The following is a 13,209-nucleotide window of genomic DNA, read 5'->3' as shown; positions in this document are numbered from 1 at the left end:
CCCCATGTCGGAGCAAGCTGAACCGGTCATTGCGCCGTTTGAAGAAGGCCATCGGAAAGAGGTCATTTCGCTCTGGCAGTCCTGCGGTCTCACGCGGGCCTGGAATGATCCGGACAAGGACATTGACCGCAAGCTTTCGGACCCCCAGGGAGGCTTTTTTGTCCTGTTGCAGGCAGACAAGGTGATTGGGTCCGTGATGGCAGGTTACGATGGCCATCGCGGGGCGATCTACTATCTCAGCATCGATCCCGAGCACCAGTCGTCCGGCCTTGGACGGCTGTTGATGGAACACTGCGAGGAGTTCCTGATCGGGCTCGGCTGTCCCAAGATCAACCTTTTCGTGAGGCAGGGCAACGAGGCCGTCATGAAATTCTACGATGGTCTCGGCTATGCCCCTGAAAAAGCGGTGGCGCTTGGAAAACGGCTTATTCCGGACGACTAGAGCATCGGGCGGTAAGTGAGCACAATTTGATGTTGGCAAGCAGCTCATTCGACAAGGCGCGTCGCGCAGAGCGATGCGGTGTATCGGGCAAGCGGCGCTACGCTGCCGATGGGCTGCTTTCCAGCACCCGAAGGCCGGTCTCCTTTGCCCGCTGAAATCGTTGGATCGCACTTGTGGTGGGAATAGGTGAGGCAATCACGGTTGTGTCTTCGGGCCGGATGGGCGGCTGACAACATAGATTGCGCAACCGATAATGGTAAGAGCGACGACGGCGGCCAGCCAGTGTGCGGGGGCGGTTGACCAGTAGAAGAAAAAATAGCCGAACGTCATGCCCGCGACTGCGATGGCCTTGGCCTTTACCGGAATGGCACCGTGCTCGCGCCAGGCAATGACAGGCGGACCGATCACGGGATGGTTCAGAATTCTGGCTTCAAGCGCGGGCGAAGAGCGCGCGAAACATCCGGCAGCCAGGATGAAAAAGATCGTGCTCGGCAAAATCGGCAGAAAAGCTCCGATAATTCCGAGGCCCACACATCCGGTTCCCAGAAGTTTGAACGTGAAACGCCGCAATCCTGCCTCCGCAATCGGCATTTTTAGGGTATATCGCTGAAAAATTAATCGAGCGAAGTATACCGCACTGCGATAAAGATAATTATGTAGTGTGGATCACACTGTAAGACGAGCACTCAACAGGAATCCGGTCGTTTTCACTTATGAGCCGCAACAAGCATAAACCAGAAGATACGCCGATCAAGGGCCACAGGCCGGGTGCGGCAACGCGCCTGCGTAACTATTTCCTGACCGGCCTTGTCATCACCGGTCCCATCGGCATCACGCTCTGGCTCACCTGGACCTTCATCAAGTGGGTGGACGGCTGGGTCAAACCCTTCGTTCCCAAGATCTACAATCCAGAAACCTACCTGCCATTCTCCGTTCCCGGTTTCGGTTTGATCGTTGCGATCTTCGTGCTGACGATCGTTGGATTTCTTGCTGCCAATTTCCTCGGCCGCAGCCTGATCTCAGCCGGCGAGGGTATTGTTGGTCGCATGCCGCTTGTTCGTAATGTTTACAGTGGCTTGAAGCAGATCTTTGAGACAGTGCTTGATGAACGCGGCAACAGCTTCACCAAGGCGGCCCTTATCGAATACCCGCGCAAGGGTCTGTGGGCGATCGTGTTCATCTCGACCGAAACAAAGGGAGAAGTCGCAGAGCGCCTGCGCAAGAAAGCGAGCACGGTTTCCGTGTTTCTGCCGACAACCCCGAACCCGACGTCCGGTTTCCTGCTATTCGTTCCCAAGGAGGATATCGTCGAGCTTTCCATGGGGGTCGAAGACGCCGCGAAACTGGTCATTTCGGCAGGTCTGGTCAGCCCGGATCTCCCTGATATCCTGGAAGATGTCATCGCCGAGCCGGAGAAGCTGGAGCGTATCCGCAAACGCGAGGATGCCTGATCAGCCGGCCCGCAACAGTCTGATCGCCGCATCGCGGCCGAAGAGATAAAGCAGGCTCCGGAGCGCCTGGCCCCGGTCTGATTTCAGATCCGGGTCTGTTTCCAGAATAAGCTTTGCGTCGTCGCGGGCAACTTCCATCAGGTCTGCATGTTCGTCAGCGCGGGCGATCCGGAAGCCGGGCGTGCCGGACTGGCGCGTTCCGAGAATTTCCCCGCCGCCACGCAGTTTCAGGTCTTCTTCCGCGATCAGAAAGCCATCATTGGTCTCGCGCATGATGTTGAGGCGTGCTCCGGCCGTCTCGCCCAGCGGGCCCTTGTAGAGCAGCACACAGGACGATGGCTTGTCGCCGCGCCCGACGCGTCCGCGAAGCTGGTGCAGTTGCGCAAGACCGAACCGTTCCGCATGTTCGATGACAATGATGGTTGCGTCCGGAACGTCGACGCCGACCTCGATCACGGTTGTCGCGACCAGAACTTTCGTATCGCCGTTCTTGAAGGCGGACATGGCAGCGTCTTTTTCGTCCGCGCTCATGCGGCCATGCACCAGTGATACCGGCTGCCTGAGGGCGTGCTGAAGAACACGGTGCCGGTCTTCGACGGCGGCGAGATCGATCTTTTCCGATTCCTCGACCAGCGGACACACCCAATAGACCTTCTGCCCCTCGGCAATGGCAGCGCCAACTCTTCCAATGATCTCGTCCAGACGATCGAGTGAAACGGAGACCGTCTTGATCGGTTTGCGTCCTGCAGGCTTGTCGGTGAGACGAGAGACGTCCATGTCCCCGAAACAGGTCAGGACGAGTGTGCGCGGGATCGGTGTCGCCGTCATGACGAGAACATCGACCCCCTGTCCCTTGCCCGACAGGGCGAGCCGCTGGTGGACACCGAATCGGTGCTGTTCGTCGACAACCACCATGGCGAGATTCCGGAATGTCACCGAGCCCTGAAAAAGCGCGTGGGTTCCGACAACGAGATCGATCTCGCCTGCATCCAGTTTTTCCTGCAGCAGGCGCCGCTCCTTCTGGCTGTCCTTGCCGGTCATAAGGGCAAGCCGGATACCGGTCTTTTCGCAAATAGGCATCATGGACGCAAAATGCTGGCGCGCGAGAATTTCGGTCGGGGCCATGAGCCCGCCTTGTGCACCGGTTTCGATCACCTGCGCCAGCGCCGCGAGCGCAACGACTGTCTTGCCCGAGCCAACGTCACCCTGCAGGAGGCGCAGCATTCTGGTTGGTTCGGCAAGGTCCTGATTTATCTCCTTTATCGCATTCGACTGGCTGCTGGTAAGCTGGAAGGGCAGGGCGTCGATGACAGCCTTTTGCAACTTTCCTTCCGGCTTTCTGGATATGCCGCCAAGCGTGCGCATGTTGGCGCGGACCATCGCCAGGGCGAGTTGGCTTGCCAGGAGTTCGTCATAAGCGAGGCGCTGCATATAGGGGGACTGGGGTTCGATGTCCTGACGTTCCCTGGGCTGATGCAACGTCTGCAGGGCGTCGTAAAAATCGGGCCAGCCGTTCTTCTGCAGATGAGGCAGATTCAGCCATTCGGGAAGATGCGGTACCCGTTCCAGGGCCGCGCGCATGGCCTTTTGCAGCGTTTTGGAAGCCAGCCCCGCCGTCAGGGGGTAGACCGGTTCAATTGCCGGCATCTGGGCCGCTTCCTCGGGCTTGAGCGAATAGTCCGGATGCACCATCTGCGGACGGTCGTTGAACCACTCGACCTTGCCGGACACGATCCGCCGTTCGCCCTCGGGAAAGGTTTTCTCCAGCCAGTCCCGTCTTGGATGAAAGAACACGAAACTGATCTGTCCCGTATCGTCATACGCCGGGATCTTGTAAGGTGCCTTGGAGTGTCTCGGCGGCGCCTGGTGCCGTCCGATCGTGACATCGAGCGTTACGATGTCGCCGTTTTCCGAATAGGCAATCCCGGGCCTGTGCCGCCGGTCGATCAGGTTATGCGGGATGTGAAAGAGCAGGTCCGAAACCGTGGCGTCCCTGTCCGGTTGCCCACCGACAAGCGCTGAAACGAGCTTGGCGATTTTTGGGCCGATGCCCGGCAGCGTTGAAACCGGGGCAAACAGGGGATCGAGAACCGGCGGGCGCATCTTGAATGAAGAAACCTCTGCCTTGAGGCATTCGCTTGGTGAAATTCATTGCCAGTTTTGCCACGAAGCGGAGGATCGGTGCAACAGGTGGAACAATATGTGAACAAATAAGTGGAGTATGAAACGAGAAAGGCCTGACAATCCCGTTTTGCAGCGCTATATAACGCTCACGATTTCACAATGCGTTGGCGACCCGTCGAGACGTTCCGTTTCCGGTTTTCGCCGACCCGTTTCCAGATAGGCCACCCATGTCAGATACGACCGGCAGCACCAACGATACTTCCGACACCGTGCGCGACTCGCGGCGCAAACGTATCCTGTTCCGTTGCTGGCACAGGGGCATGAAGGAAATGGACCTTTTGCTGGGCGGCTTTGCGAATGCGGAAATCGACCGGCTTTCGGAAGAAGAACTTCTGGAACTGGAACATCTCCTCACAGCGCATGACCAGGATCTTTACGCATGGATGACCGGCCGCAAGCCGTTGCCCCCCGAGTGGGACGGGCCGCTTTACCGCCGGATCATTGCCTACCACGATGCCGCCGGTCCTGCCGGTTTCGTCAATTAAACAGGACGACCTGCTGTGTTTGAGAGCCTCTTGAACGACCAGGCCAACGTGACTCTGGCCGGTGTACCTGATGGCGCGGAGAGCTACGCGCTTGCCAGGCTTCTTGCCGAGAGCAGCACCGACGGGCTTGCGCTCGTCTTCGTTGCGCGTGACGCGACCCGCATGGCGATGGTCGGCGAGGCTCTGGCGTTCTTCGAACCTGACGTGGATATCCTGCAGCTTCCTGCCTGGGACTGTCTGCCATATGACCGTGTTTCGCCAAATCCGGCGATCAGCGCGCGGCGGCTTCTGGCCCTGGGGCAACTTGCGCGCGGGGTGCCCAAGGGGCGGAAAACCGTTCTGATGACGACGCTGAATGCCGCCGTTCAGCGAATGCCGGAACGCGGTTTCATGGCAGATCAGACGTTCTCGATGGCGCCCGGAAACCAGGTCGACATGACCGCAATTTCCAACTGGATGGAAATGAACGGGTTCTCGCGCACGCCGACGGTGCGTGAAACGGGCGAATACGCGGTGCGCGGCGGCATCATCGATCTCTATGCTCCCGGTTCAGAGGAACCGGTCAGGCTCGACTTTTTCGGCGATACGCTCGAATCCATCCGCTCCTTCAACGCCGAGACCCAGCGTACGTCAAAACAGCTGAAGCGCCTCGATCTCGTTCCGATGAGCGAAGTTGTCTTGTCGGAACAAGCGATTTCGCGGTTCCGGCGCTCCTATCTGGCGATGTTTGGCGCGGCCAGCCGCGAAGACGTTCTTTATCAATCGATCAGCGATGGCCGGCGCTATGCGGGCATGGAACACTGGCTGCCCCTGTTTCATGAGCGGCTTGAGACGCTGTTCGACTATATTGGCGACACGCCGCTTGTTCTGGATGCAAACGCGACCGACGCGGTCCGGGAGCGGCTCGATCAGGTCTCCGAACACTTCACGGCGCGTCAGGACGCGCGGGAAATGGGAGCAAGTGCCGGCACGGTGCCCTACATGCCGGTCGAGCCGGGAAAGCTCTATTTTTCGGAAAGCGAGTGGACAGCCACAGTCGCCGACAGAGCAAGCGCCACGCTTGATCCGTTCACACCACCGCCTGGAACCGGAAAGACGGTTATTGAGCTCGGCGGCAAACAGGGGCGCAGTTTTGCAGCCGAACGTGCCGCCGGGGACGTCAACATATTCGACGCCCTGACAACGCATGTGCGTGAGCTTCAGAGCGCCGGCAAGCGAACGGTCATTGCTTGCTGGTCCGAGGGGTCCCGGGACCGCCTTGGTCAGATCCTGGGCGATCACGGTCTTGGTGCGGTACAGGAAGTCGGCACGCTCAAGGACGCGGACCAGCTTCCGGCCAAGACGACGGCACTGTGTGTCCTCGGCATCGAACATGGTTTCGAACTCAAGGATATAGCGTTTGTCGGCGAGCAGGACATTCTCGGCGACCGGCTCGTGCGCAAATCCCGGCGCAAGTCCAAGGGCGCCAATGTCATCACCGAGGCAACCGGCCTTTCCGAGGGCGATCTTGTTGTTCATGTCGAGCACGGCATCGGACGGTTCATCGGTCTGAAAACGATCGAGGCGGTGGGTGCGCCGCATGATTGCCTGGAGCTGCAATATGCAGGCGGCGACAAGCTTTATTTGCCGGTGGAAAACATCGAGCTTTTGTCGCGCTACGGATCGGAAGACCAGGAAGCCCAGCTGGACAAGCTGGGTGGCGGTGCCTGGCAGGCGCGCAAGGCGAAGCTCAAGAAACGTATTCTTGAGATCGCCGACGGTCTCATCAAGACCGCCGCCGAACGGGCGCTGAAAACGGCACCAGTGGTGGAGACGCCGGAAGGGGTCTACGACGAGTTTGCGACCCGGTTTCCCTATGAAGAAACCGATGATCAGTTGACGGCGATCGACGCGGTTTTCGACGATCTTTCCTCCGGCCGCCCGATGGATCGCCTGATCTGCGGCGATGTCGGCTTCGGCAAGACGGAAGTCGCGCTGCGCGCAGCCTTCATCGCCGCGATGTCGGGCCGTCAGGTCGCGGTTGTCGTGCCGACAACGCTGCTGGCCCGCCAGCATTACAAGACTTTTTCCGAGCGTTTTCACGGTCTGCCGATCAATGTCGGCCATGCCTCCAGGCTTGTTCCGGCCAAGCAGCTGACGCTCACAAAAAAGGGCATTGCCGACGGTTCCGTCGACATCGTTGTCGGAACGCACGCGCTACTTGGAAAATCAATCAAGTTCCGCGACCTCGGACTTCTGATCATCGATGAAGAGCAGCACTTCGGCGTCAAGCACAAGGAGCGGCTGAAGGAACTGAAATCGGACGTCCACGTGATGACGCTTTCGGCAACGCCGATCCCGCGCACGCTGCAACTGGCGCTGACCGGCGTGCGCGAACTGTCTCTCATCGCGACGCCGCCGGTCGACAGGCTTGCCGTTCGGACCTTTGTGTCACCCTTCGATCCACTGGTGGTGCGCGAAGCGCTCTTGCGGGAGCATTACCGCGGCGGACAGAGTTTTTATGTGTGTCCGAGGCTTGCGGACATAGCCGATCGGCTGGCCTTTCTGGAAGAACAGGTGCCGGAGCTGAAGGTTGCGGTTGCCCACGGGCAAATGCCTCCGGGCGAACTCGAAGACGTGATGAACGCCTTTTACGAAGGCAAGTACAACGTTCTTCTGTCGACCACGATCGTGGAATCGGGTCTGGACATTCCAACGGCAAACACGCTGATCGTGCACCGGTCGGACATGTTCGGCCTGGCGCAGCTCTACCAGTTGCGGGGCCGTGTCGGCCGGTCAAAGACGCGTGCCTATGCGTTGTTCACGGTGCCGGCCAACAAGACGCTCACGGCGACGGCCGAACGGCGTTTGAAAGTGCTGCAGTCGCTCGAAACCCTCGGCGCTGGCTTTCAGCTTGCCAGCCACGATCTTGACATTCGCGGGGCGGGGAACCTTCTCGGCGAAGAACAGTCCGGGCACATCAAGGAAGTCGGCTTCGAGCTTTACCAGCAGATGCTGGAAGAGGCGGTTGCGCAGCTCAAGGATGGCGGTGCGGATTTCGGCGAAGAACAGTGGTCACCCCAGATCAATATCGGCACGCCCGTTCTCATACCTGAGGATTATGTTGCCGACCTGCAGCTGCGTCTTCAGCTTTACCGGCGGCTCGGCGATGTCACCGAGGCTGAGGAGATCGACGCCTTCGGTGCCGAACTGATCGACCGGTTCGGCCCGCTGCCGGAGGAGGTCCAGCATCTTCTGAAGATCGTCTATATCAAGGGTCTGTGCCGCAAGGCGAATGTGGAGAAGGTGGATGCCGGTCCGAAGGGCATGGTGGTCAGCTTCCGCAATAGCGAATTCTCCAATCCGGCGGGGCTCGTCTCCTATATTGCGGAGCAGGGCGTTCTTGCGAAGATCCGCCCGGACCAGCGCGTCGTGCTGACACGGGACTGGGAAAAAACCGACTCGCGCCTCAAGGGCACGGCGACGATCCTGACGAAACTGGCAAAGATGGCGGCGGCGTAGGGACCTGGCAGGTGCAGGTGGATTTCATGTCTCCTGCCAACCCTTTTCGCCAATCAGCGGTACAAAGGCGACACCGCCGAGATCTTCCGTCGAGAACTCTGTGTCGGATTTCTTGCGGACCCGATAGAGGGACTGGGACGATCTGGAGTGACCGGCCGGGATAATTAACCGTCCACCGGCACGCAGTTGCTGCTTATAGGCTTCCGGGACAGACGGCGCTGCGGCAGAAACCAGGATAGCGTCGAACGGAGCATCTTCCTGGTGGCCCAGAGTTCCGTCTCCGCAATGCACGGTGACATTAGAACAGCCTGCCTGCGCGAGTGTTTCCCGCGCCTTTTCCGCAAGATCGGGAATGCGCTCAATAGTGATCACACGCTCGCAGAGTTGCGAGAGCACGGCGGCTGCATAACCGGAGCCGGTGCCGATTTCCAGGACCTTGTCGGTGTTCGCAAGTTCCAGTTGATCGCACATCAGCGCAACAACATAGGGCTGGGAGATTGTCTGGTAGTGACCGATAGTGAGCGGCCTGTCCGCGTAAGCGTGCTTTTGCAGGTTATCGTTTACGAAGAGGTGCCTTGGAACCGAGCGCATCGCGTCAAGAACGCGGGCGTTCCGCAGGCCGCGGCGCTCCAGCTGTTCCCGCACCATGGTGTCACGCTCTTTTTGTTTCGGGTCCATCGGCTTTCTCGGGGACTTCCGCAAATTTGGACGCGTTTGAATAACAATCTCAAGACTCTATTAAACCTAACCTCTCATAGTGGTGATACCAAGCGGCCATCAGTACAGCGTCAAGGTCCTTCAGAGTGCCCCGAGCAGCGACACGTCAGCGTAAGCAATCCTTTCTCCGCCGTCTCATCACGCCCGCAATCGCGATTGCAGCGCTTGGATATTTCGGTTTCCATGCCATGAGCGGCGAACTTGGAATGGTCGGGCGCGCCATGATTGAAAGCCAGGTATCGGAGCTGGAATCGGACCTGGAAGAGCTGATTGCCGAAAGACAGGAGCTGGTTTCAAGAGTCAGCCTGCTGCGTCCGGAAAGCCTTGATCCGGACATGCTGGATGAACGCGCACGGTTGAACCTCAATCTCGTGCACACAAACGAGTTGGTGGTGCTGCGACCCGGGCGCCGTTACGAAGTGAACTGATTTTCAGTTCATTTTTGCATGTCAACTTGATTTCAGTTAAAATTAAAATTATTTAATATAATCAGCATCTTAAATCGCTTCGCATATCCCATTAAATATGATTGGATTGACATGTGCAACAGGATAAGTTGCAGCTACCTGTCTTAGGGGAAACGTCACGCCGAGAAGAGGGTTATGGCCACAGCATCAAAGACCACTTCCGCTCGCTCCAAGAGCGCCAGCCGGACCCGCAGCACCGCCAAGAAAGCGAAACCTGCGATCGCCGAGTTCGACAAGGACGATGAACTCCACGCTTACCGAGAAATGCTTCTGATCCGCCGATTCGAGGAAAAAGCCGGACAATTGTACGGCATGGGCCTCATCGGCGGTTTTTGTCATCTGTATATCGGGCAGGAAGCTGTCGTCGTCGGTATGCAAATGGCAAAGAAAGACGGCGATCAGATGATCACCGGCTATCGCGATCATGGCCACATGCTGGCCATGGATCTCGATCCAGGCGCCGTCATGGCCGAGCTCACCGGCCGCCGGGGCGGCCTGTCCAAGGGCAAGGGCGGTTCCATGCACATGTTCTCCAAGGAAAAGCATTTCTATGGCGGGCACGGCATCGTGGGGGCCCAGGTGTCGCTTGGCACCGGTCTTGGCTTTGCCAACAAGTATCGCGAGAACGGCAATGTCTCCATGGCTTTCTTCGGTGATGGGGCCTCCAACCAGGGGCAGGTCTACGAAAGCTTCAACATGGCCGAGCTGTGGAAGCTTCCCGTTGTCTACGTGATCGAGAACAACAAGTACGGCATGGGAACGAGTGTTTCGCGTGCTTCGGCGACGACGGACCTGTCGCAGCGCGGCGCATCCTTCGGTATTCCCGGTGAGCAGGTCGACGGCATGGACGTACGCGCCGTCAAGGCCGCGTCCGAAAAGGCTCTGGCTTGGTGCCGGGACGGCAAGGGTCCGTACATCCTTGAAATGATCACCTACCGCTACCGCGGCCACTCCATGTCGGATCCGGCCAAGTACCGGTCCAAGGATGAAGTCCAGAAGATGCGGACCGAGCACGATCCGATCGAACAGGTCAGAGCCCGTCTGATCGAGAAGAAATGGGCGTCGGAAGACGACCTCAAGGCCATCGACAAGGACGTGCGTGCCCGTGTCGCCGAAGCCGCTGAATTTGCTCAGAACGATCCGGAACCGGATGCGTCTGAACTCTACACAGACATTCTGCTCTAAGGCCGGGGGACAATATGCCGATTGATATTTTGATGCCGGCGCTCTCGCCGACAATGGAAGAGGGCAAGCTCTCCAAATGGCTCAAGGCCGAGGGCGATGCTGTTACTGCCGGCGACGTGATCGCCGAAATCGAAACCGACAAGGCCACGATGGAAGTCGAGGCCGTTGATGAGGGGACGCTTGGCAAGATCCTGGTTCCGGAAGGGACGGACAACGTCAAGGTCAACGAAAAGATCGCCGTTCTTCTCGGTGAAGGCGAAGATGCAAGCGCCCTCGATGCGGCGGCTGCTGCGCCTGCAGCAGCTGCTCCGGCCGCGGCTGCGCCCGAAGCGCCCAGCGCACCGGCCGCGCCTGCCGCCCCGGTTGTTTCCGAACCAGCCGAAGATCCGGAAATCCCTGCCGGAACGGCAATGAAAAGCTCGACGGTGCGTGAAGCGCTGCGTGACGCGATGGCCGAGGAAATGCGCCGCGATGCCGATGTCTTCGTCATGGGTGAGGAAGTCGCCGAATACCAGGGCGCCTACAAGATCACGCAGGGCCTGCTGGATGAATTCAGTGCCAAGCGCGTTATCGACACACCGATTACGGAACACGGCTTTACCGGTCTTGGTGTCGGCGCCGCGATGGCGGGGCTGAAGCCGATCGTTGAATTCATGACCTTCAACTTCGCCATGCAGGCGATTGACCAGATCATCAATTCGGCGGCAAAAACGCTCTATATGTCCGGTGGACAGATGGGCGCTCCGATCGTGTTCCGCGGTCCGAACGGCGCGGCTGCCCGCGTCGGTGCGCAGCACTCGCAGGACTATGCGTCCTGGTACGCGCATGTTCCGGGCCTGAAGGTGATCCAGCCTTATTCTGCAGCCGACGCCAAGGGCCTTCTCAAAGCGGCCATCCGCGATCCGAACCCGGTCATTTTCCTGGAGAACGAGATCCTCTACGGCCACTCGTTCGAAATCCCGGACATGGACGACTTCGTGCTGCCGATCGGCAAGGCGAAGATCGAGCGCGGCGGCACCGACGTGACCCTCGTGTCCTGGGGTATCGGCATGACCTACACGCTGCAGGCGGCCGACGAACTTGCGGCCATGGGCATTTCCGCGGAAGTCATTAATCTGCGCACGATCCGTCCGCTCGACATCGAAACGGTTCTCGCTTCCGTCAGGAAGACAGGCCGGATCGTCACGATCGAGGAAGCCTTCCCGATGTGTTCGGTGTCTTCCGAGATCGCCTATCAGGTTCAGGAACAGGCATTCGACTATCTGGATGCTCCGATCCTGCGCGTGACCGGCAAAGACGTTCCGATGCCCTATGCGGCAAATCTTGAGAAGCTTGCATTGCCGAGCGTTCCGGAAGTCATCGAAGCGGTCAAGGCCGTGACGTATACAGCCTGAGGCGAGGGAGACGGACATGCCAATCAATATCACCATGCCGGCCCTTTCCCCGACCATGGAAGAGGGCAACCTTGCCAAATGGCTGGTCAAGGAAGGCGACCAGGTTTCTGCCGGTGATGTCATCGCCGAGATCGAGACCGACAAGGCGACAATGGAAGTCGAGGCAGTGGACGAAGGCACGGTCGGCAAGATCGTGGTTCCAGAAGGTTCTGCCGGGGTCAAGGTCAACGAGCTGATCGCCGTGCTTCTGGAAGACGGCGAGGATGCCGGGTCCATCGACACGGCTGCAGCCAGCCCGGCGCCTGCAGCGGCAGCTGCTCCAGCCGAGGCACCCGCCGCTGCTGAACCGGCTGCGGCAGCGTCCGCACCGGCCGGTCCGGCACCTGTTGCCAATGACGGCTCACGCATTTTTGCCTCGCCTCTGGCGCGGCGTCTTGCCAAGCTGAACAGCCTCGATCTTTCCGCTCTGACCGGCACCGGCCCGCATGGCCGGATCGTCAAGCGTGACATCGAAGCCGCCATTTCGGCCGGAACCGGAAAGGCTGCTCCGGCAGCCGAGGCTCCAAAGGCAGCGGCCGCCGCACCGGCGCTTGCGGCAGGGCCGTCCGCGGACCAGGTTCTGAAGCTGTTCGACGACGATTCCTACGAACTCGTGCCGCATGACGGCATGCGCAAGACGATTGCGAAACGTTTGACGGAATCCAAGCAGACGATCCCGCATTTCTATGTCTCGGTCGACTGTGAACTCGATGCGCTTCTTGCACTCCGCGCACAGCTCAACGGGGCTGCGGCAACCGACAAGGACGGCAAGCCGGCCTACAAGCTGTCGGTCAACGACATGACCATCAAGGCGCTCGCGCTGGCATTGCGCGACGTTCCGGATGCGAACGTCTCCTGGACCGACGAAAACATGGTCATGCACAAGCATGCGGATGTTGGCGTTGCCGTTTCGATCCCGGGCGGACTGATCACGCCGATCATCCACCGGGCGGAAGAAAAGTCCCTGTCGGTTATCTCCAACGAGATGAAGGACCTTGGCAAACGGGCGAAAGAGCGCAAGCTCAAGCCGGAAGAATATCAGGGTGGCACCACGGCGGTCTCCAACATGGGCATGATGGGCGTGAAGGATTTCTCGGCGGTCGTGAACCCACCGCATGCGACGATCCTTGCCGTTGGGGCCGGCGAAAAGCGCGCCGTCGTCAAAGATGACGCCGTGGCGATTGCCACGGTCATGACGGTGACGCTCTCCACGGACCACCGCTGCGTTGACGGTGCGCTTGGTGCCCAGTTGCTGGGCGCCTTCAAGGGCTACATCGAAAACCCGATGAGCATGCTGGTCTGATGCTTGCTCTGCGGCGCGGTCCAGACACCGCGCCGTATCTG

At 59.3% G+C, this 13,209-nt stretch carries 11 protein-coding genes; 8 read left to right on the top strand and 3 right to left on the bottom strand.

What is annotated here, in order from left to right; all coding sequences use genetic code 11:
• The first annotated feature begins 4 nt into the window (after positions 1 to 4).
• Positions 5 to 442: a GNAT family acetyltransferase gene (locus RBB49_RS17270; protein ID WP_306144090.1), complete on the top strand. Its 438-nt coding sequence runs from the start codon at positions 5 to 7 to the stop codon at positions 440 to 442.
• Between the two features lie 195 nt (positions 443 to 637).
• Here the strand turns inward: RBB49_RS17270 and RBB49_RS17265 are convergent, their stop codons facing one another.
• Positions 638 to 1,033, bottom strand: coding sequence for a YbaN family protein (locus tag RBB49_RS17265; protein ID WP_306144089.1), 396 nt, complete (start codon positions 1,031 to 1,033; stop codon positions 638 to 640).
• A gap of 122 nt (positions 1,034 to 1,155) precedes the next feature.
• Here RBB49_RS17265 and RBB49_RS17260 point away from each other — a divergent pair, with 122 nt between their 5' ends.
• Entirely contained in the window at positions 1,156 to 1,893 is a 738-nt protein-coding gene (locus tag RBB49_RS17260) for a DUF502 domain-containing protein (protein WP_306144088.1), read from the top strand.
• On the opposite strand, the gene recG is transcribed toward RBB49_RS17260, so the two are convergent.
• On the bottom strand, positions 1,894 to 3,996 hold the full coding sequence (gene recG, locus RBB49_RS17255) for an ATP-dependent DNA helicase RecG (RefSeq protein WP_306144087.1): 2,103 nt from the start codon (positions 3,994 to 3,996) through the stop codon (positions 1,894 to 1,896).
• Positions 3,997 to 4,244: 248 nt separating this feature from the next.
• Between recG and RBB49_RS17250 the strand changes: the two genes are divergently transcribed.
• Both RBB49_RS17250 and mfd read left to right on the top strand, forming a co-directional pair.
• Positions 4,245 to 4,562, top strand: coding sequence for a succinate dehydrogenase assembly factor 2 (locus RBB49_RS17250; protein ID WP_306144086.1), 318 nt, complete (start codon positions 4,245 to 4,247; stop codon positions 4,560 to 4,562).
• 15 nt (positions 4,563 to 4,577) lie between these two features.
• Positions 4,578 to 8,063, top strand: a complete 3,486-nt coding sequence (mfd, locus tag RBB49_RS17245) for a transcription-repair coupling factor (protein ID WP_306144085.1) — start codon at positions 4,578 to 4,580, stop codon at positions 8,061 to 8,063.
• 24 nt (positions 8,064 to 8,087) lie between these two features.
• On the opposite strand, the gene RBB49_RS17240 is transcribed toward mfd, so the two are convergent.
• Positions 8,088 to 8,741 carry a protein-L-isoaspartate(D-aspartate) O-methyltransferase gene (locus RBB49_RS17240; protein WP_306144084.1) on the bottom strand — a complete coding sequence of 218 codons (654 nt, stop codon included), beginning with the start codon at positions 8,739 to 8,741 and terminating at the stop codon, positions 8,088 to 8,090.
• A 125-nt stretch (positions 8,742 to 8,866) separates the two neighbouring features.
• On the opposite strand from RBB49_RS17240, the gene RBB49_RS17235 reads away from it, so the two are divergent.
• From RBB49_RS17235 to RBB49_RS17220, 4 genes are all read left to right on the top strand, one after another.
• Positions 8,867 to 9,208 carry a septum formation initiator family protein gene (locus tag RBB49_RS17235; RefSeq protein ID WP_306144083.1) on the top strand — a complete coding sequence of 114 codons (342 nt, stop codon included), beginning with the start codon at positions 8,867 to 8,869 and terminating at the stop codon, positions 9,206 to 9,208.
• A gap of 174 nt (positions 9,209 to 9,382) precedes the next feature.
• Entirely contained in the window at positions 9,383 to 10,432 is a 1,050-nt protein-coding gene (gene pdhA, locus RBB49_RS17230) for a pyruvate dehydrogenase (acetyl-transferring) E1 component subunit alpha (protein ID WP_306144082.1), read from the top strand.
• A 14-nt stretch (positions 10,433 to 10,446) separates the two neighbouring features.
• On the top strand, positions 10,447 to 11,826 hold the full coding sequence (locus RBB49_RS17225) for a pyruvate dehydrogenase complex E1 component subunit beta (protein WP_306144081.1): 1,380 nt from the start codon (positions 10,447 to 10,449) through the stop codon (positions 11,824 to 11,826).
• Between the two features lie 16 nt (positions 11,827 to 11,842).
• The gene (locus tag RBB49_RS17220) at positions 11,843 to 13,168 is read left to right on the top strand and encodes a pyruvate dehydrogenase complex dihydrolipoamide acetyltransferase (RefSeq protein WP_306144080.1); all 1,326 of its coding nucleotides are present in this window, start codon (positions 11,843 to 11,845) and stop codon (positions 13,166 to 13,168) included.
• Positions 13,169 to 13,209 lie beyond the last annotated feature (41 nt).

Source organism: Roseibium sp. MMSF_3412, from assembly GCF_030733265.1.
In the GTDB taxonomy this organism is placed as follows: domain Bacteria; phylum Pseudomonadota; class Alphaproteobacteria; order Rhizobiales; family Stappiaceae; genus Roseibium.
Note: the sequence above shows the minus strand (reverse complement) of the source record. Positions and strands in the feature narration are given on the sequence as shown.